The organism is Arthrobacter glacialis (assembly GCF_002909445.1).
Taxonomy (GTDB): Bacteria; Actinomycetota; Actinomycetes; order Actinomycetales; family Micrococcaceae; genus Specibacter; species Specibacter glacialis.
Genome location: NZ_PPXC01000015.1, coordinates 79,274 through 99,343 on the forward strand (window position 1 = coordinate 79,274; position 20,070 = coordinate 99,343).

Annotated in this window: 11 protein-coding genes and 1 tRNA gene; 9 read left to right on the forward strand and 3 right to left on the reverse strand. The window is 63.1% G+C overall.

Annotation, left to right across the window (positions count from 1 at the left end):
* Positions 1-58 precede the first annotated feature (58 nt).
* The 3 genes from CVS27_RS16665 to CVS27_RS16675 are packed head-to-tail and all read left to right on the forward strand — an operon-like array spanning position 59 to position 7,295.
* The gene (locus CVS27_RS16665) at positions 59-499 is read left to right on the forward strand and encodes an MGMT family protein (RefSeq protein WP_103466968.1); all 441 of its coding nucleotides are present in this window, start codon (positions 59-61) and stop codon (positions 497-499) included.
* Positions 496-3,834, forward strand: coding sequence for an ATP-dependent helicase (locus tag CVS27_RS16670; RefSeq protein ID WP_103466969.1), 3,339 nt, complete (start codon positions 496-498; stop codon positions 3,832-3,834). Before CVS27_RS16665 ends, CVS27_RS16670 begins: the two co-directional genes overlap by 4 nt.
* Positions 3,831-7,295 carry an ATP-dependent helicase gene (locus CVS27_RS16675; RefSeq protein WP_103466970.1) on the forward strand — a complete coding sequence of 1,155 codons (3,465 nt, stop codon included), beginning with the start codon at positions 3,831-3,833 and terminating at the stop codon, positions 7,293-7,295. The genes CVS27_RS16670 and CVS27_RS16675 overlap by 4 nt, the downstream gene beginning before the upstream one ends.
* Positions 7,296-7,305: 10 nt before the next feature.
* Here the strand turns inward: CVS27_RS16675 and CVS27_RS16680 are convergent, their stop codons facing one another.
* The gene (locus CVS27_RS16680; protein ID WP_103466971.1) at positions 7,306-8,646 is read right to left on the reverse strand and encodes a macrolide 2'-phosphotransferase; all 1,341 of its coding nucleotides are present in this window, start codon (positions 8,644-8,646) and stop codon (positions 7,306-7,308) included.
* A gap of 152 nt (positions 8,647-8,798) precedes the next feature.
* Here CVS27_RS16680 and nudC point away from each other — a divergent pair, with 152 nt between their 5' ends.
* Together nudC and CVS27_RS16690 are read left to right on the forward strand one after the other, a co-directional pair.
* Positions 8,799-9,764, forward strand: a complete 966-nt coding sequence (nudC, locus tag CVS27_RS16685; RefSeq protein WP_103466972.1) for an NAD(+) diphosphatase — start codon at positions 8,799-8,801, stop codon at positions 9,762-9,764.
* On the forward strand, positions 9,761-11,908 hold the full coding sequence (locus CVS27_RS16690) for an ATP-dependent DNA helicase UvrD2 (RefSeq protein ID WP_243400245.1): 2,148 nt from the start codon (positions 9,761-9,763) through the stop codon (positions 11,906-11,908). Before nudC ends, CVS27_RS16690 begins: the two co-directional genes overlap by 4 nt.
* Here CVS27_RS16690 and CVS27_RS16695 read toward each other — a convergent pair.
* Entirely contained in the window at positions 11,869-12,963 is a 1,095-nt protein-coding gene (locus CVS27_RS16695) for a TOMM precursor leader peptide-binding protein (RefSeq protein ID WP_103466974.1), read from the reverse strand. The two genes, CVS27_RS16690 and CVS27_RS16695, sit on opposite strands and share 40 nt — an antisense overlap.
* Before the next feature lie 169 nt (positions 12,964-13,132).
* Here CVS27_RS16695 and CVS27_RS16700 point away from each other — a divergent pair, with 169 nt between their 5' ends.
* Positions 13,133-13,789 carry a M48 metallopeptidase family protein gene (locus tag CVS27_RS16700; protein WP_103466975.1) on the forward strand — a complete coding sequence of 219 codons (657 nt, stop codon included), beginning with the start codon at positions 13,133-13,135 and terminating at the stop codon, positions 13,787-13,789.
* Positions 13,790-13,876: 87 nt separating this feature from the next.
* Here the strand turns inward: CVS27_RS16700 and CVS27_RS16705 are convergent, their stop codons facing one another.
* Positions 13,877-15,250, reverse strand: coding sequence for a zinc-dependent metalloprotease (locus tag CVS27_RS16705; RefSeq protein ID WP_103466976.1), 1,374 nt, complete (start codon positions 15,248-15,250; stop codon positions 13,877-13,879).
* A gap of 319 nt (positions 15,251-15,569) precedes the next feature.
* Between CVS27_RS16705 and CVS27_RS16710 the strand changes: the two genes are divergently transcribed.
* From CVS27_RS16710 to CVS27_RS16720, 3 genes are all read left to right on the forward strand, one after another.
* On the forward strand, positions 15,570-16,598 hold the full coding sequence (locus tag CVS27_RS16710; RefSeq protein WP_243400246.1) for a YlbL family protein: 1,029 nt from the start codon (positions 15,570-15,572) through the stop codon (positions 16,596-16,598).
* A gap of 111 nt (positions 16,599-16,709) precedes the next feature.
* A complete protein-coding gene (locus CVS27_RS16715; protein WP_243400247.1) occupies positions 16,710-19,700 on the forward strand; it encodes a UPF0182 family membrane protein in 2,991 nt (996 codons plus the stop codon).
* A gap of 174 nt (positions 19,701-19,874) precedes the next feature.
* Positions 19,875-19,951: transfer RNA gene (locus CVS27_RS16720), tRNA-Met, on the forward strand.
* The last annotated feature ends 119 nt before the right edge of the window (positions 19,952-20,070 follow it).

The window sequence follows — 20,070 nt, forward strand, 5'->3', positions numbered from 1 at the left end:
TACCCGCTAGGGCGGACATCCGGGCGCGCGGGCCGCTGCGGCGAACTACGCTTGAAGCATGCGTGAGCAGTATGTTGAGGCAGTTTTGGCCGTGGCCGAGGTGATCCCCGCGGGCAGAGTTTTGTCCTATGGGGACATTGCGGCGTTGCTGGAAAGCGGCGGCCCGCGGCAGGTGGGTGCGGCCATGTCCGTCGACGGCGGAGCTGTGCCGTGGTGGCGGGTGATCCGCGCCAGTGGCATGGCCCCGCAGGGCCACGAGGCACGGGCACTGGGCCACTACCGCCACGAGGGGACTGCGCTGCGAGGAGATCCGGATGAAGAGCCAGTGCCCGGCCGTGCCCCCAGCTGGCGGGTGGATATGAGGACGGCCCGGTGGAACCCTCGAGAGCCGGATTTTGTGCTCATTGACGCCATCGCGGAACGGTTGCACGCCGCGGATCAGCTGCCCTCCGCGGACACTGCGCCAATGTCAGTGCCTCGTGATGGACTGGGTGCATGAGCACGCAAGCAAAGCAGGAGCCACAGCCACGGTCCAACCAGACCGTGCCGGTACAGGCGCTGCCCAAACTCACGCTGGTGGCGCCCGCCCAGAGTGAGGTCACCGCTCCGGCATTGAGTCCCGACCAGCAGGCCGTGGTTGACCTCAGCCCCGGAACCGGACCAGTGCTGATCTGGGGCGCCCCCGGCACGGGCAAATCCACAGTGCTGATTGAGGCGGCCGTGAAGCGGATCGAGCACGACGCCGTTGATCCAGCAGGTGCCCTGCTGCTGGCGCCGTCGCGACTGGCTGCCGCGCGGCTGCGCAACGGCTTCAGTGCCCGGTTAAGCAGAAGTTTGAGCACATCCCCCGCCAGAACCTGGTCATCCTATGCCTTCGACCTGTTGCGCCGGGCCAAGGTGGAGGGCCGCATGCCGCACCTTGACGGCCCCCCGCGGCTCATGAGCGGCCCCGAACAGGATCTCATCATCAGGGACCTTCTTGCCGGTCACAGGATGGGGCTGGGCACCGCCCCGCAATGGCCGGCGGAACTTGCCGAGGCCTTGGACACCCGCGGGTTTCGCCAAGAGATCCGCCAGCTCTTTGACAGGGTCATTGAGTATGGATTGGCCCCCGAGGACCTGGCGGAGCTGGGAGCTGCCAACCAGCGCCCCGATTGGGTTGCCGCAGCTTCGCTCTATGGCGAATACCGGGATGTGGTGGATTGGGGCAAGTCGGGCTCCTTTGACCCCGCAGGCATCATCACCGCAGCAACAACCCTGCTGCGCATCGACCCCGAATTTTTGGCCCAGGAACGCCAGCGGCTTGCCTTGATTGTGGTTGACGAGATCCAGGAAGCCAACAAGGCGGTGCACGAGCTCTTGCAGTTGGTGGGCCACGGCAAGGACGTGCTGGTGGCCGCTTCCCCTGACACGGTGGTGCAGGGTTTCCGTGGTGCCCGCCCGGACCTGGTGGCCACGCTGGGCGAATCCTTGGGCACCGGAGACTTGCCCCTGCGGCAGTTCTCGCTGTCCACCTCGCACCGGATGAGCCGGCAGCTGGCTGCGGCTTGGTCCGGGGTGGCTGAGCGCATCTTCCAGATCCGTGGCGGTCACAAGGCGCGTGAACTCAGCTGGCCCCAAGTTAGTGAGGCGAACCCCGAATCCTGTGTCAGCGCCCATGTTGTGGCCTCCGAGGTTCATGAGCTGCGCCTGGTGGCCGAACGCATATTGCACCTGCAGCACCTGGGCGGGCACGGTCTCAATGAGATTGCTGTCATTGTGCGCACAGGGTCGGCGCTTGCCGCGCTGCAACGGTACTTGAGCGGGCAGGGCATTGCCGTGAAGGTTCCCGTGGCGGAGAACCCTGTGCGCGATGAGCCAGCCGTGCGGCCCCTGCTTGAGGCTTTTGCCGTGGCACTGGCCCCTGAAACGTTCGACGCCGAGGCAGCCGTTGCGCTGTTGACGTCCCGGCTGGGGCGTTCCACCGCCTTGCAATTGCGGCGTTTGCGCCAGGCATTGCGGCAGCAGGAACTGCATGCCGGCGGGGGACGCGCCAGCGACGAACTGTTGGTGGAGGCGCTGCTGAATCCAGAAAAGCTGGCCGGGCTGGGCTGGGAGGCAGCCAACGCCACCCGGCTTGCCGCCATGCTCGCAGCCGGCCACGAGGCCGTGGCCCAGCCGGGCGCCAACGCCGAAACAGTGCTCTGGGCACTGTGGGATGCCTGCGACAGTTCCGGGACCTGGGAATCCCAGGCCTTGCGAGGCGGGCCCACGGGCATCCGCGCCGACAGGGATCTTGACGCTGTCATGGCCCTGTTCCAAACGGCCGAGCGGTACGTTGACCAGTTGCCCGGGTCCAGTCCCCAGCAGTTCCTTGACTATTTGATGAGCCAGGAGCTGCCCATGGACACCTTGGCGGCGCGTGCACAACGCACTGACGCGGTGGAAATCCTGACGCCCGCCAGTGCTGCCGGCAGGGAATGGCCGGTGGTCATTGTGGCCGGCCTGCAGGAGGGGGTCTGGCCCAACACCCGCCTGCGCGGTGAGCTGCTGGGCAGCCAACTGTTGGTGGACGTGTTGGAAAGGGGTGGCCAGGCTGCCCGGCAAATTGAGCCGGCGGCCCGCTTGCGGGACATCCGGTATGACGAACTCCGCAGCTTTGCCGCGGCCATGTCGCGGGCCAGCGAGAAACTCATTCTCACGGCAGCTGCCGGCCATGACCTGCAGCCCTCCCAGTTCATTGACTTGGCAGCCCCTTACATCCCGGTCACGGATTCCGGCGGTGAATCCCAGTACCCTGTGCGCCCCGTTGAACACGTGCCACGACCCATGACCCTGCGGTCCCTGGTGGCTGAGCTGCGGCAGGAATCGGAGATGCATGCCGATCCGGAGGCGGCCAGAATGCTGGCAGTGCTGGCACAGAGGAGCATTGCCGGTGCTGATGCGCAGCAGTGGTGGGGTCTTCTGCCCGTGAGCACGGAGGCGCCCATTATTGCGCCGGGCGAGCCGGTGACAGTCTCGCCGTCGAAGGTTGAAGAAGTGCTGAAATCCCCGCTGAACTGGTTTATCAAGGCAGCTGGCGGGGAAGCCACCACAGACTTTGCCCGCAGCCTTGGCACGCTGATCCACGCCATTGCCCAGGACATTCCCAACGGGGCAGGCCACGAATATCTGGCTGAACTGGACAAACGGTGGCCGTCGTTGGGGCTTCCGGAGTCGTGGGAAAGCGATGTGGACTACCGCCGCGCCCAGGAGATGCTGGGCAAATTGGCCCAATATGTCATCACCGCCCGCCAGGACGGCCGCACCCTGTTGGGAGTTGAGCAGAACTTCAGCGTTGAACTGGGTGAGCTGCCTGCCGGAGAGAGCACTGCGGACACGACCGACGCCGCAGGCACTCCAGTTCCGGAACGGATGGTTGTTTTGCGCGGCCAGGTGGACAGATTGGAGGCCGATGCAGACGGCAGGCTGATTGTTGTGGACATCAAAACCGGGCGCAGCAAACCCACCAAGGATCAGGTTGCGGCGCATCCGCAGCTTGGCGCCTACCAGGTGGCTGTGACCGCTGGAGGATTCGCTGAACTAGCTGCGGCCGCCGGCTTGGCTGGTGCGGCCTCCGGCGGGGCTGCCCTGCTGCCGTTGGGGGATGGCACCAAGTCGGTAAAAACCCAGGACCAGACACCCATGGTTGCCGGCAGCGAGAACGACCCCACCCACAAGGTCATGGAAGCCGCATTGCTGATGGCCCAGTCTGTGTTCCCCGCCCGCCACGGCGCCGATTGGTCCGAACGCAATGGCTGCCCCCTGCCCACTATTTGCCCGCTGTGCCCGGAAGGGAAACAAATCACCGAATGAGCCTTTCACCGCTTCTGAGCCCTTATGAACTTGCTGAGCTGTTGGAACAGCGCCCGCCAACAGAGGAGCAGGCAGCCATTATTTGTGCCCCGCTGGAACCGCTGCTGGTCATTGCCGGGGCCGGATCGGGAAAGACCACCACCATGGCCGACCGTGTGGTGTGGCTGGTGGCCAACGGACTGGTGCTGCCCGAGGAAATTCTTGGCGTCACCTTCACCCGCAAGGCTGCAGGGGAGCTGGCGGCCAGGATCCGGGGACAACTTGCCAAATTGGGCACCTTGGCCCGCTCCGGCCAGGTGGAACTGGCGCCAGCGGCTGCGGCCCGGGACGCGCTGGAGCCCAAGGTGTCCACTTACCACTCCTACGCCAGCGGCATTGTCACCGACTATGGTCTGCGCCTGGGCATTGAACGGGACGCGGTGGTCATGGGTGCCGCTGAGGCCTGGCAGCTGGCCAGCGAGGTGGTGGAGGCCCATGACGGCGCCCACGAACACTTCACGGCCGCCAAGTCCACCTTGATCCAGTCGGTCATGGATTTGGCCGGTGAATGTGCCGAGCACCTGCAGGATCCTGCCCACGTGAAGAACGTGATTGAGGACTACGTCAGCAGTTTTGAGGCACTGCCCTACATTGCCGAGACCGCCAAGCCGGCCACGGCCACCGTCAAGAAGCAGCTGGACGTGTTGCGCACGCGCGCATCCGTGACAGCCCTGGTGCAGAGCTACGCGGAGGCCAAACGCCGTCGCAACGTCCTGGACTATGGGGACCTGGTGGCCCTGGCAGCCAGAATTGCCCAGGACGTTCCGCACGCGGGGGAGATGGAACGCCAACGCTACAAAGTGGTGCTGCTGGATGAATTCCAGGACACCTCGCACGCACAATTGCAGCTTTTTGCGCAGCTCTTTGGCGGCGGGCACCCCGTCACGGCCGTGGGCGATCCGCACCAGTCCATCTACGGCTTCCGGGGCGCCTCCGCGGGCCAGCTGTTCCGGTTCCCGGAGATTTTCCTCAAGTCCGACGGCGGGTACGCACCCACTGCCGAGCTCACCATCGCCTGGCGCAACTCTGCCCATATTTTGGCCGCCGCCAACGTCATGTCGGCAGAACTGGCCCAGGCCCAGATCCGGAAGGCCAACGCCACGTTGGCGGCAGGACTTTCCGAGGCGGAGCGTGCAGCGGCCGGACCCGCCGTGGTGGTTTCGCCCCTGCGGGAAAAGCCGAACGCACAGGCCGGGGAAGTGGTGCTGGCCCGGTACGAAACAGAACTGGTGCAAGCAGAAGCCATTGCCGATCAAATTTCGGCTCGCAAGGGCGACTTCAGCCACCGAGGAGGCGCCCAAGGTGCCATGACAGTGGCGGTTTTGTGCCGCCGTCGGGCACAATTTCCGCGCCTGCAGTCGGTGTTTGAGGCTCGTGGAATTCCCTATGAGATTGTCGGTTTGGGCGGGCTGCTGGGCACCCCTGAAATTGTGGACCTGGTGGCCACCTTGCGGGTCATTGCCGACCCCGGCCGTTCGGACGCCCTGATGCGCCTGCTGACAGGTGCCAGGTGGCGGATTGGTCCGGCCGACTTGATGGCTTTTGCCGACTGGGCCCGGTACCTGGCCAGGCGCCGCCACTGGGCGGCCACGCACAAAGTGGACTTTGACGCAGCCGTGCGGGTCGATGCCGGGACGGGCGAAAATCTACAAACCCGCGGCTCGCAGCAAGGTCCTCTGGATGAAGTTGAAGAAACCGTGGTGACCGCCGATTTGGTGGATTCATCGTCCTTGATTGAGGCCTTGGATTACCTCAGCGCTGACTATTGGCCCGAGGCGGCGCGCCCGCTCAGTGACGTTGCCCGAACACGCCTTCTGGCGTTGCGGGACGAGCTGCGGGTGCTGCGAACCTTTGTGGGGGAGGACCTGAGTAATCTGCTCGGTGTGGTGGAGCGGACCATGCTCCTGGACATTGAGCTGGCGGCAAAACCCGGATCCAGCATCCACCATGCCCGGCGCAACCTGGATGCCTTTGCCGATGCCGCGGCAACGTTCATGCAGGCCGCCCAGAGGGTTGATCTGGATGCCTTCCTCGGCTGGCTGGAAACGGCGGAGTCGGAGGAGGGCGGGCTTGAGATGACGCCCACCGAGAGCAATCCGGACGCCGTGGCGCTGCTGACGGTGCACGCTTCCAAGGGGCTGGAGTGGGATGTGGTGTTTGTGCCGAGCATGAATTCCGGCGCCTTTCCCAGCACCCGGGCGGACCGCTGGAGCACGGGTGCCAAATCCCTGCCCTGGCCATTGCGCGGGGACAAGGAGGACTTGCCCGAATGGGACCTCAACGTGCCGGATCTGAAAACGTTGATGGAGAACGAGAAATTGTTCGCCGACGACGTTCTGCTCCACGGCGAACAGGAGGAACGGCGGTTGGCCTATGTTGCGTTCACCCGGGCCCGCGACTTCCTCATGTGCTCGGGCACCGTTTGGGGCACCGGGAAGAAACCGCTGCCCCCGTCAAAGTTCCTGGAGGAACTACTGCCGCTCACCGAGGGTGCCGCGCATACAGCGGAAATTCTGCAGTGGTTTGAGGATCCCGAGGAGGACGCGGAGAACCCCGTGAGTGCTGGTGCTGAAAGCGCCCAGTGGCCCTACGATCCGCTCAATGGGCCCGTCATTGTGGGCCGGTCCGGCGTTGCGGCGCGGCTGGGGCGGCGCGAGAACGCCGAACGCTCGGCAGCAGCGGTCCACGCGGCACGGCTGCAGTTGGCCGCTGCCGGTGCGGCGGCGCTGGAATCTGAGGAGTTCTTTGCACTCAATCCCCACTGGGGCAAGGAATTGGCTGTGCTGCTGGCCCAGGAACACAGGGAATCGGATCAACTCCGGGTGGAACTGCCACCCCATATTTCCGCGTCACGGCTGGTGGCTCTCGGTGAGGATCCGGAAAAGGTCACCCGTGCCATGCGCCGGCCCGTGCCCACCAAGCCCGGCATGGCGGCAAGGAAGGGAACGGCCTTCCACAGTTGGATTGAAGATTACTTTGGGACTAGCGGCCAGCTGGACTTTGATGAGGTTCCCGGCGCCGACGCTTACGTTGACGAGGCCTATGGGCTTGCCGACATGCAAGAAACGTTTAAGAACTCTGCCTGGGCCACCCGCATCCCGGCCGAACTGGAGGTGCCCATAGAGACCAGGGTTGCCGGGGTTGTGGTGCGCGGTCGCATTGACGCGATCTTCCGCGACGACGACGGCGGCTGGGACCTGATCGACTGGAAAACCGGGAAAGTTCCTTCGAAGGCGCAGCTGGCGGTGCGTGGTGTGCAGCTGGCCGTGTACCGGCTTGCCTGGTCGCGACTGAAGGACGTGCCGCTGGAGCAGGTTCGCGCGGCGTTCTACTATGTGAGCCAGGACAAACTCATCCGTCCCGTGGACCTGGCGGGCCAGGATGAACTGGAGGCAATCGTCACGAACGCCTACTCCGCCTAACGCCTGCCACCTACTTGTGGAGGGGGATGACCTTCAAGGAAGCAGTGGCCGGTTCCGTTGCGGATCCAGCATCTGCGTCGGCCGGTTCCGTTGTTTCTGCCTCGCCTGTCTCGTCAGCGCTAGCTGCGTCAGCCGAGCTGCTGGGTTCAGTTTCGCCTGCGCTGCCATCGGCATCCGCTCCGCTTCCGCCAGTGTTCTCGGCGGCGCTCTCGCTGGGTTTTTCGACAGCTGCGGGCGCAACAACTGGCACAGCCGAGGTGACGGGGCTGGCCGGGTCCGCCTGTTTGGCCGGAACTGCTTTGGCCGGGCCTGCTTTGGCCGCAGCAGCAGCTGAAGCAGGCCCGGCCTGCTTCAGTGGCGCGGCGTGGGCGGGCGCAGCCGGATTCACCGGGGCGGCAGAGGCGGCAGGAACCACTGTGGCTTCAACGCTGATGGGCTGCCCGCCATGTTCGGCAATATCAGCCTCCAAGGTGCGCAGCATGGTTTCGGCATCTTCCACCATGCGTGCGCTGTCCGCCGCATAGCCCTTGACCAGCCATTGGGCCAGCGCAAATTCGGCGCTCAGGGCGGCACGGCGCAGCAGATGAGGATCGGGAGTCTCATTGCGGGCTGCAGCATAGGCAGCCATCACGGAGTCCACAAAGGTGGAATCGTTCACGGCCACCAGCCAGGCAAAATCATCGGCGGGGTCGCCCACGCGCAGATCGGTCCAGCCAATCACGGCGGTGACCTGATCGCCGTCGAGCAATATATTGTCTTCATGCAGGTCGCCATGGACCACGCACGCATTAAAACGCCAGAGGGCAACGTCCTCCATGGCATGTTCCCAACGGCGCAACAGGGCTGGGGGGATCTTGCCGGTGGTGGCCGACTGGTCCAACTCGTTGAGTTTTCGCTGACGGAATTCATTGGCCGTGTAGCTGGGCAGGTCATAGGTGGTGACAAGGTCGTGCGGCAGATCATGGATGGCGGCGATGGCGGCGCCAATCTCCAACGCCATCGCGGTGCTTCCTGTTGCCAATTCATCCACGGTTGCGGCCCGGCCGGCAATGTGGGAGTAAACAAAAGTGGTGAGCTCGCCCTGGCGCACCGTCCCGGCAACCGTGGGCAGCAGGAATGGCAATTCGGCGCGGATGGCCGGCGGGAACGCCCTCAGCACCTGGCGTTCGGTCTCCAGGCGCGTGCTTGCCTCGGCATGCCGCGGTGAACGCACACGCCAACGCCGTTTGTCCGAGTCAACGAGCAATGCTGAGCAGAAATCGGCAGTGTCATCTGGTTCCGGGCCAAAGGCAGTGACGTTGAGTCCGGGCACGGCAGCGCTGGCAATAGCGGCCAATTCGATTGCAGTCATTCTTCTCACACCTCTACCGTAGAACGCTATTGCGCCAACGCCGCGCCGTTGCGGCGGCGAGTCGTGAGAAGTAGTGGACAAGCTGGTCAACTTGTCCACAATCACGCGAGTGTGGAATGTAAAAACTTGCTGCGGATGCGTACGGTAGAACCATGACCACATCCAAGCCCTCTGCCGAAACAGTTCTTGACAGGGCGTGCGAGCAGCGTACTGAACCCGGCTACTTGGAGGCCGTGCAGCGCGATCCCTCCCACCGGGTGGTGCTCCTGCACCAGGGCAAGGCCCTGATGAACGGCGGTGCGCTGAGCTACTTGGACCCTGCCGACCTCCCCGCGGTGCTTCCGGCCGGGACGGTCACAGTGTTTTTGGGCAAGGTCAACGATGACCATGACCATAAGCTGCCTGCCACGACGTCCCTGGTGCTGCAGGTTCTCCCGTACGACGCCGGTCTCCCGGAGCAGGCGCACGTGCCGGCCTGGGTGCCTGCTGGCGCCGGCTTTGTCACGTACCGTGAGGCCGCCGCGCACCTGCATCCTGCTGATGCGGAAGTGTTTATCCAGGCTGCCGCCGTGGCCAATTGGCACACCACCCACCCGTGCTGCCCGCGTTGCGGAAACCTGACTGAGGTTGCCTCCGCCGGGTGGATGCGCCGCTGCCCGGTGGATGCCTCCGAACACTTTCCTCGCACCGATCCGGCCATCATCGTGGCCATTGTGGGTGCCGACCAGCGGATCCTGCTGGCCAACAACTTCGCGTGGGACCTCCACAGGTACTCCACAGTGGCCGGGTTTGCCGAGGCGGGGGAGAGCGCCGAACAGGCTGCAGTGCGCGAGATCGCTGAAGAGGTGGGCGTTCACCTGCATTCATTGGAATACTCTGGCTCCCAAGCCTGGCCCTTCCCACGCTCCTTGATGCTGGGCTTCATTGGCTACACGGATGATGTGGTGCCAACACCAGACAACGTTGAGGTCAGGGAAGCCAGATGGTTTAGCCGGGACGAACTGCAAACCGCCGTGCTCAACGGTGACGTGGCCATTTCACACAGGCAGTCCATTGCCCGGTCCTTGATTGAGCAGTGGTACGGCGGTCCCATCCTGGACGTTGGGGAGCAGCAATGAGTTTTGATCCGCGGCTTACAGGGTTGCCGGTCATGGATGAGAGAACCGCCGAGGAACGCATCCTGGCCGGACTGGATGAGGAACAACGCACAGTGGCAACAACACTGAGCGGACCCTTGTGTGTTCTGGCGGGTGCCGGCACAGGTAAAACCCGGGCCATCACGCACCGCATTGCCTACGGTGTACACACGGGTGTCTACAATCCCAACAGGCTCCTGGCAGTGACGTTTACAGCACGCGCGGCCGCGGAGATGCGCACTCGTTTGCGGGACCTGGGTGTTGGCACCGTGCAGGCCCGCACCTTCCACGCCGCAGCGTTGCGGCAGCTGCAGTATTTCTGGCCGCACGCCGTCGGCGGTCAGCTCCCGGGCTTGCTGGAACACAAGGCGACCATCATTGGTGAGGCCGCGCGTCGGCTGCGCCTGCCCGCCGACAGGGCATCCATCCGTGACCTGGCGGCGGAAATTGAGTGGGCCAAGGTTTCCATGCTGACGCCTGAGACGTACCTTTTGAAAGCCGTTGACCGCGGCGAGCCCGGCGGCTTGGACAAAGTGGCTGTGGGTCGGCTTTTCCAGGGCTATGAGGACGTCAAGGCGGATCGGAACCTCATTGATTTTGAGGATGTGCTGCTCATAACTGTGGGCATCCTGCAGGAGGACCCGCGGGTGGCGGCCACCGTCCGGGACCAGTACCGGCATTTTGTGGTGGACGAGTACCAAGATGTGTCCCCGCTGCAGCAACGCATGCTTGATTTGTGGCTGGGTGGTCGTGACGAACTGTGTGTGGTGGGCGATGCCAGCCAGACTATCTACTCCTTTACTGGTGCCACGCCGCGGCATCTGCTGGACTTCCCCAAGCGTTTCCCCGCCGCCAACGTGGTGAAACTGGTGCGCGACTACCGTTCCACCCCGCAGGTGGTGGGGCTGGCCAACTCGCTGCTGGGCAATCGACGCAGTGGTGGCCTGAGCGCTGATGCCCTGTGGTCGGCACCGCTGGAGTTGGTGGCTCAGCGCCCCGGCGGCCCGGCGCCGGAATTTTTGGAGTGCAGCGACGACGAAGCCGAGGCGGCGGCGGTTGCCGCCCGGATCAAGATCCTGATTGAGCACGGAACACCGGCCAGCGAAATTGCCGTGCTGTTCCGCACCAACGGACAATCCGAAGCCTACGAGCAGGCGCTCACGGGTGCGGGCGTCGGCTATCAATTGCGGGGAGGCGAAAGGTTCTTTGCCCGCAAGGAAGTACGCGATGCCATGCTGCAGTTGCGCGCGGCCTCGCGCGCGGCCGAGGACGAGCCCTTGGGGCAGCTGGTACGGGATGTGCTCAAAAACCTGGGCTACCAGGCTGAGGCGCCCAACACTGGCGGGGCGGTGCGCGAACGCTGGGAGTCACTCTCAGCACTCGTGGCCCTTGCCGATGAACTGGTAGTTTCACGCAGCACACCCGAGCACGTTTTTACCCTGGTGGACTTCGTGGCCGAACTGCAGGACCGTGCCTCGGCACAGCACGCACCCACCGTCCAGGGCGTCACCTTGGCGTCCCTGCACTCGGCCAAGGGCCTCGAATGGGATGCGGTGTTCCTGGTGGGGCTCAGTGAAGGGCTCATGCCCATCTCCTTCGCGGACACCCCGGAAACCGTCGATGAGGAACGCAGGCTGCTGTATGTGGGGATCACCCGTGCCCGGGAATTCTTGAACTTCTCCTGGTCAACAGCCCGGACCCCGGGCGGCCGGGCCAACCGCAGGCCCTCGAGATTCCTTGATGGGTTGCGGCCCAGCTCAGTGGGTGGCGCACCCACCGGTCCCCGCCAGCCCGCCGCGAAGAAGTCACGCAAGGTGGCCGGTCCTTCGGTATGCCGGGTCTGCGGGAAAATCCTGAACACCGGTGCCGAACGGAAGGTTGGTCGCTGCCCCGATTGCCCGCCGGGCTACGATGAAGCAATTTTTGAACAATTGCGTCAGTGGCGTTTGAAGGAATCCGCAGCCGCGGAAGTCCCGGCTTTTGTGGTGTTTACGGATGCCACACTCATGGCTATTGCGGAGGCAGCCCCACAGGACCTTGATGCCTTGGCATCGCTGCCCGGGGTGGGCCCGGCCAAACTGGAACGCTATGGGGAAGCTGTGCTGGAGATTGTGGCCAACGACTGATTCTGCCACTGGCAGCCGCACTCGGGGTGGGCGCTGAATTCTTGCTGCGTCCACCGCCCATTGTCCGGGTGAAACGTCAGCACGGATGACCACGAGGCTGGCTGGTTAACCGCGTCGAGGAACAAGAGGGCGTGCTGCGCAGCAGTTCCGGCCAGCGTGACGGCCATGGCCGCGTTCTCCAACAAATGCGCAGTGCGCCTGCGGCCGGTGGCGGATTGCTGGCTCCTTGCCAGTTGGCCGCACACCTCCAACCATTGTGGATCGTGGATGCTGCGGTGCCGTTCCACACACTCGGCACACGCGGTTTCGCCCGGCACCACCAGCGGACCCACCACGCCGTCCTGTTCACGCAGGAGCACAAACAGGTGGGGCCGCTCCGCACCCATGAAACGGGCAGAGGTTGACGCGTGCACCACGTCGTGGCCCACCACTACGGCAAGGTCAAGGTACCGCAGGCTGGGACCTCCGGTCCCGCCGTCGTGCACAATATGGGCGTTGCTGCTGGGATCTAGCCGCAACAGATGCCGGCGCACAGCCACCGATCGGGCCAAGCCAATGTCGGCCAGCAGGAAAGACCCGGGGCTGACGTCGGTGGCGATCACGGCCCTGTCATCCTCGAGCAGAAGCGTCCCCACACCGGCGCTGACCAACACCGCGGCCAGTGCTGCTCCGGTGCGGCCCAAGCCCACTACGTGCACCACGGCATGTTCGCGCCGGGTCATGTAGTCCTGGCTCGGCGCCCGGTACAAACTCAGCAGGGCTGCGCGTTCAGGCAGGAGCCGTTCGCCGCGAAAACCTTGGGTAGTCAGCTCGGAATCGCTGAACAGCAGCTCCGAAATCTTCGCGCAGATATCCAGGGCACGGGCCGGCTCCACACCGAGCGCTGCGGCCTGCACGAACACCTCGCCATCAGTGATGCCCTGCCCCAAGGCGGTGACGAACGCCAGATCGGACTCCGCCAAACCGTCCAGAATAACCCCGCCCGGGCCCAGACCTATCTGGATGCTGTGGCTGCTGCGCCGCACCATGCGAAGCCCCGGGTTGATAGTTGTCATGACGACCTCCTTGCGGATTTCCCTCGGGCTGGCTGGCGGCAACAGCACTACTTACCGATCATGGCACTTTGCGCCCCAGCGTGCGCAGAGTTATCCACACCTTGAAACTTGTCCACAATCTGGCGCCGCCGAGTTTAGAACTGGAGCAACCTCGCTGTACCGTCGAAGCATGGCAGCAGCATTGGATCCGCGCAGGCGGCCCATCGGCAAGGGGACACCCGGGCCGCTGGGAGACTCGTACTCAGCACACCGGCGCAGCAACGGGGACGCCGTGGTGGTCCGGCGGACGGCCCGGCGAAAGACAGGACTGGCTGCGTTTTGGGAAGGCCCCCAAGCAGTCATAGCCGTGCCGGCCCGGCTGAGCCTGGAGGACGAACAGTATTGGGTGCCGCACATGGTGGCGAAGCTTGAGGCCAGCCTCAGGGGCGGCAAGCGCCGGCTGCAGCCCAGCGACGACGCCCTGATGCAGCGCTGCCTGTTCCTGTCCGGAAAGTATCTGGGCTCCCGCGCCGTGCCCGAATCGGTGCGGTGGGTGAGTAACCAAAATGGCCGTTGGGGATCGGCCACGCCGGCCAGGAAATCCATTCGCATCTCCCACCATGTGCAGGGCATGCCCGAGTGGGTGGTGGACTATGTGCTCCTGCACGAGCTCTCACACTTGATCCACCCCAACCACAGCCCGGCCTTCTGGGCAGAGATGGCAGGTTTTGCCGAGCTGGACAGGGCCAAGGCGTTCCTTGACGGTGCCTCGTTTGCCGCCAACCGCAAGATTCACGGCATGAACAATGATTTTGACGGCGACCTCGACACCGTTGGCGGGCCTTAACTGAATCCGGCGGTCGATGTGGTTTTTCGCTGGTGATATATCACCAGCGAAAAACCACATCGACCGCCGGAGCGGAAAACGAGGTGCTTACTTGTCCGTATCGGGTTCGGCGTCGCCCGAGGGGGTGTCGTCAAAGCCGCCGTCAAGGAGTTTGGCCAGTGCCGCATCAACATCTGACTCGGAGGCGTCTTCGAGACTGCGGCGGGCACTGAAGCCCGCCGCGTCATCCAAGTCAGTTGCCGTGGGGAGCAGATCCGGGTGGGCCCAAATGGCGTCACGGCCGGCAATGCCGCGCTGTTCCTTCAGTGAAGCCCACAGGGCAGCTGCCTCACGGAGCCTGCGGGGTCGCAGCTCCAAACCAACCAGCGAGCCGAAAGCGTGCTCGGCCGGGCCGCCCGTGGCGCGACGGCGGCGAATGGTTTCGCGGATGGCCGCGGCGGCCGGAAGGTTCGCGGCAGCCTCAAAGCTGAGCTCGTCAACCCAGCCCTCAACCAGAGCCAGTGCGGTCTCCAGCTTGGCCAGGGCAGCATCCTGTTCGGGTGTGCGGGCCGGCATGAACACACCCTGGGAGAGTGCATCCTGCATGGCTTCCGGATTGGACGGATCGAGGTTCTGGGCCAGGTCCTCAATTCGGGACATGTCGATGTGGATGCCGCGGGCGTAGGACTCGATGGCTCCCAGCAGGTGCCCGCGCAGCCAAGGGACTTGCACAAACAAGCGGGCGTGGGCGGCCTCGCGCAGGGCCAAGTACAGCAGGATCTCCTGCTCTGGTACTTCAAGCCCTTCGCCAAAGGCCTTGATGTTGGCGGGAATCAGGGCCATCTGCAGATCAGCCAGTGGGATGCCAATGTCAGTGGAGCCGAGCACTTCCTTGGCCAGGGCGCCCACAGCCTGGCCCAGCTGCAAGCCAAACAGGGCCCCGCCCATGTTCTGCATCATCGATGCAGCGCCGCCCATGGCCGACTTCATTTCCTCGGGGAGTTGTTCATTCATGGCCTTGGAGATCGCGAAGGCGATGCTGTTGGCCACCGGCTCCGTCAACCGCTGCCAGGTGCCAAGGGTTTCCTCAACCCACTCCGCCCGAGACCATGCGCGGCCAATGATGGCTGTTGCGGCCAGATCCGTCACAGGGTCCAACCACATTTCGGCCAAGCGCAGTGCTTCATCCACGGCCTGCTGCTGGGCGGCGGTCACGGAAGGATCATCACCGGCTGCTGCCTTGCGGGCGGCGTCGCGCGCCAGATCCCAGTTGACGGGGGTGTCCGAGGAGCCGCTCATCATGGCCTGAACCTGGGAGAACATTTGCGCCAGCGCGTTGGGATCGGAGGGCAGCCCGGCTGCCTTGGCCAGTTCGGCAGGGTCAAAGCCTTCCATGCCCTTGCCGCCCAAGAGGTTGGCGAGCATTTCCTGAAGCGGATCCTTCGGGGTGTCGTCGTCGTTATTGGCTGGTGTGGAAGACATGATGGCCCGTTCGTTGGCGTGGACGCTGAATACTTTTACGTTACCGCCGCAGCGTTGAGTTGTCGCCCCGTGGCAGGCGCCTGTTCGCTACAGGCAAAGGGTTTTTGGCCCTTGGCCACGGACGGAACTATTCACTGCGTGCTCTCAGCTTGGGCACATGGGCAGCACAATTAGACACAGTAAGCTTAGTGGTTGGCGCCTGATTTCTGACGGGTTCCAGCGAGGCCCAAAAGAGCTTGGAAAGGTCACAGCTTTGAGCCAGGAGATACTAGAGACAGCCACGTCACCGAGCACCGGTCGGGACAAAAGATTCCCCTTCATGCTTGTCTCCGGGGCCCTGTCGGTGGTGCTGGCGGTGGCAGCCATGACCATCCCGGTCCCGTATGTTGTTGAGTCGCCGGGCCCCGCCATCAATACGATCGGCACCTTTAACGGCAAACCCATCATCACCATCTCGGGCCACGAAAACTTCCCCGCCACCTCCGGCAGCCTGGACCTCACCACTGTCCACCTCACCGGCGGCCTGCCCGACAGCCGGATCAGCTTCTTCGACGCGCTCCAGTCGTGGCTCACGCCGTCGCACACCCTCTACCCTGCCGAGCTTATCTATGCCCCGGGGGTCAGCCAGGAAACTGTCAACAGTGAGAATTCCGCCGCCATGACGGGTTCCCAGGAAAATGCCACGGCCGCAGCACTGACGGCCCTGAGCATCCCTTTCGAATCCAGCTTGACAGTGGCGTCGATCCCGGCCGATGGTGCCGCCTCGGGCATCCTGAACCCCGACGACGTCCTGCTCACCGTAGGGGGGCGGAAATTCACTGACCTGTCAGTGGTGCAGGAGGTGCTCGCCGAGGGCAAGGGCGCCCCTGTGGAGCTGACTGTGTTGCGGGACGGGGTGGAGAAGACTGTCTCTGTGACACCAAAACTCGGTGAGGCCGGCAAGTACTTGTTGGGCATCTCCACGCAAAACACGTTCAAGTTTCCCTTCGAGGTCAAGATTTCCCTGGAAAACGTTGGCGGACCCAGTGCGGGCATGATTTTTGCGCTCGGCATCATGGACAATCTGACACCCGGGGAGCTCACGGGCGGCAAGAAGTTTGCCGGCACGGGCACCATCGACCCGGCAGGCAAGGTCGGCGGCATTGGCGGGATCGCCCAAAAAATGGTGGGCGCCCAGCAAAACGGAGCCGACTACTTCCTGGCGCCGGGCGCCAACTGTGGCGATGTTGTGGGGCATATTCCCAACGGGCTGCAGGTTATCAAGGTCGATACGCTTGAAGAAGCCTATGACGCGGTCTCCCTGATTGGTTCGGGCAAAGACGGTTCGGCGCTGCCGAGCTGCACGTAACAATTGCGCATCATATGGAACTTTGATTGTGAGCTGTTCGTGGCAACAAGAGAGAGTACTAAGTAGTAGCACCTGCATTTTCAGTTCCACCACTTGAGTTAGAGGTAGAGAGTGACATCCCGCCCAGCCCCGCCGCCGAGTAATTCCGTCCGGCCCAAGCGCCGCAGCGCCCTACTACCAACCATCATTGTGGTGGCGGCGCTGGTGGTTGGTGTTGTGCTTTTCTCCGGCGTGTACACCGATCTGCTCTGGTTCGGTCAGATCGGATATTCCGAAGTTTTCTGGACTGAGCGCATTGCCAAGTTGGTGATCTTCTTCGCAGGCTTCCTGATCATGGCGCTGGCGGTGTTCTTCTCCATCCGCGTGGCATACCGGGCCCGGCCCATCTACGCCCCGGACAGTGCCCGTGAGGACAACCTCAACCGCTACCAAATGCAGCTGGAACCCATCCGCCGCGTGGTGATGATTGGCATTCCTGTGGTCTTTGGTTTGTTCGCCGGGACCGCAGCCATGGCCCAGTGGGAAAAGGTCATGCTTTTCCTGTACCAGGTGCCTTTTGGCAGCACTGACCCCCAGTTCGGCATGGACATCAGCTTCTACACCAACACGCTGCCTTTCCTTGGCTTTGCTGTGGGGATGCTCATTAGCGCCACCGTCATAGCCTTCATTGCCGGGCTGCTGACGCACTACCTCTATGGTGCAATCCGCCTGACCGAGCGTGGCATCTTCACCTCCCGCGCCGCCCAGATCCACATTGCCGTCATGGTGGGAATCTTCCTGATCCTGCTGGGCGTCAACTTCTGGTTGGGCCGTTTCGCCACGTTGCAGGACAACGGCGGCTACCGTGCGGGTGCCATGTTCACTGATGTGAATGCCGTAATCCCCACCAAAGCGATCTTGGCTGCCGCCGCCATCATTGTTGCGATCTTGTTTATTGTGGCCGCGTTCATCGGCAAGTGGAAGCTTTCTCTCATTGGCGCCGGCATGCTGGCCGTAACGGCCATTGTGGCTGGCGGAATATACCCCTTGGCCGTTCAGGAATGGCAGGTGAAGCCTTCCGAAGGTGACGTGGAACTGCCGTACATTGCGCGCAACATTGAGATGACCCGCAACGCGTATGGACTCGCCGACATGGAAGTCACCCCTTACAACGCAACCACGACGGCGGAGGCTGGCGCCCTGCGCAAGGACGCCGACACTGCTGCCAACATCCGCTTGCTTGACCCGAACCTGATGTCCTCCACCTTTGCCCAGCTGGAGCAGTTCCGCCCGTACTACAAGTTCCCCAAGACCTTGAATGTGGACAGGTACACCGTTGACGGCAAGGTCCAGGACGCAGTTATTGCTGTGCGTGAACTGAACCCCCAGGGCATCAACCCCAACCAGCAGAGCTGGTACAACCAACATTTGGTGTACACTCACGGCTACGGCATGGTGGCAGCCTATGCCAACAGGGCTACATCTGATGGCAAACCCGATTTCATGCAGTCCGGAGTGCCTTCCACTGGCGTGCTGGGTACTGACACCAGCTACCAGCCGCGCATCTACTTTGGCCAGTCAACCACCGACTACTCCATTGTGGGCGCGCCAGATGGAACCGCTCCCATTGAACTGGACCGCCCGCAGGGAAGTTCAACAACCACCGGAAGCGACGATCCTGCCTCCGAGGCGCTGACAACCTTCACCGGCGACGCCGGCCCCAATCTGGGCAACTGGTTCAACCGCCTGATGTACGCCTTGAAGTTCCAGTCAACGGATTTGCTGCTAACCAATGGTGTCAATGAGAAGTCGCAGATCCTCTACGACAGGACCCCGGCAGAACGTGTTGCCAAGGTTGCCCCGTACCTGACCCTGGACAGCAACCCGTACCCGGCGATCGTTGACGGCAAGGTTAAGTGGATTGTGGATGGCTACACCACCAGCTCCTACTACCCGTACTCGCAGCAGCAGCAACTTCAGGAGGCCACCACTGACTCCCTGACGGCTGCCAACGGCGTGGCCCCGCTGCCCAACGCCTCGGTCAACTACATCCGCAACTCGGTTAAAGCCACAGTGGATGCTTATGACGGTTCGGTGGAGCTGTTTGCTTGGGATGCGCAGGATCCCATCCTGAAGTCCTGGCAGAACGTTTTCCCCACCACTGTTAAGCCGTTCTCGGAAATGTCCGGGGACCTGATGGCCCACGTGCGCTACCCGGAGGACCTCTTCAAGGTCCAGCGTGAGCTCATGGGCCGCTACCACGTCACCGATGCCAGGGACTTCTTCAAGAACACGCTGGCGTGGAGCGTGCCGGATGACCCCACCACGCCAGCCAAAGACAAGCAGCCGCCGTACTACATGTCCTTGAAGATGCCAGGGAAAGACAAGACAGCGTTCTCGCTGACCACCGACTTCATCCCGCAGGAAGTTCAAAACACGGACTCCCGCAACATTCTCTACGGTTTCATGGCGGCCAACGGTGATGCCGGCAATGTCAAGGGCGTCAAGAGCCCTGACTATGGCAAGTTGCAATTGCTTGAACTTCCGGACGCTACCCAGGTGCCAGGGCCGGGCCAGGTTCAAAATACCTTCCAATCAAATACCGAGGTATCGGAGCAGTTGAACGTGCTCAAGCTGGGCCAGTCGGATGTCATCAACGGCAACCTGCTGACCCTCCCCATGGGTGGCGGCATGCTCTACGTGCAGCCCGTGTATGTGAAATCCACGGGATCCACCTCTTACCCCACCTTGCAGAAGGTTCTGGTGGCCTTCGGTAACAGCATTGGGTATGCGGACACTCTCAACGAGGCATTGGACAAACTCTTTGGAGGTGACTCCGGTGCCACCGCAGGTGACGCCGGCATTGACAAGGGCACAGGTTCAGGCGGAAGCTCCACTGGTACGGGCACGCCCTCGAGTACCAACCCCGCACTGACCAAGGCCCTCAACGACGCAAACGCCGCCCTGAAGGCAGGCCAGGCAGCGTTGGCCAAGGGTGACTTTGCAGCCTACGGCGAAGCCCAGAAGACTCTGGAGGCTGCACTCACTGCGGCCCTGGCAGCTGAGGGTGTGTCCGGAACGCCTGTACCGGCTCCCACGGCTACTCCGAGTGCAGCACCCTAGCTCCGGCGTCGAAGGTTCATGAGAAAGGCCCTGTCACTTGTGGTGACGGGGCTTTTTTCTGTGCCCTTGCCGGGTGAAATCTGCGTAAACACGGGGCAAACCGGAGGGGAGACGAAGGTCACGTGCTTTCAGTTTGGCACCCGGGGCGGGGGCAGCGTAAAGTAATAATCACATCGCGGGGTGGAGCAGTTCGGTAGCTCGCCGGGCTCATAACCCGGAGGTCACAGGTTCAAATCCTGTCCCCGCAACCATGGAAAAGAAAGTCCCCGATCTTCGGATCGGGGACTTTCTTGTTTCCCCACCGTCTGTGACGCAGTAGTTGCATTGGAAAGCGCATTCCGATGGGAAATTGCTGCACCTACTGCGTCAT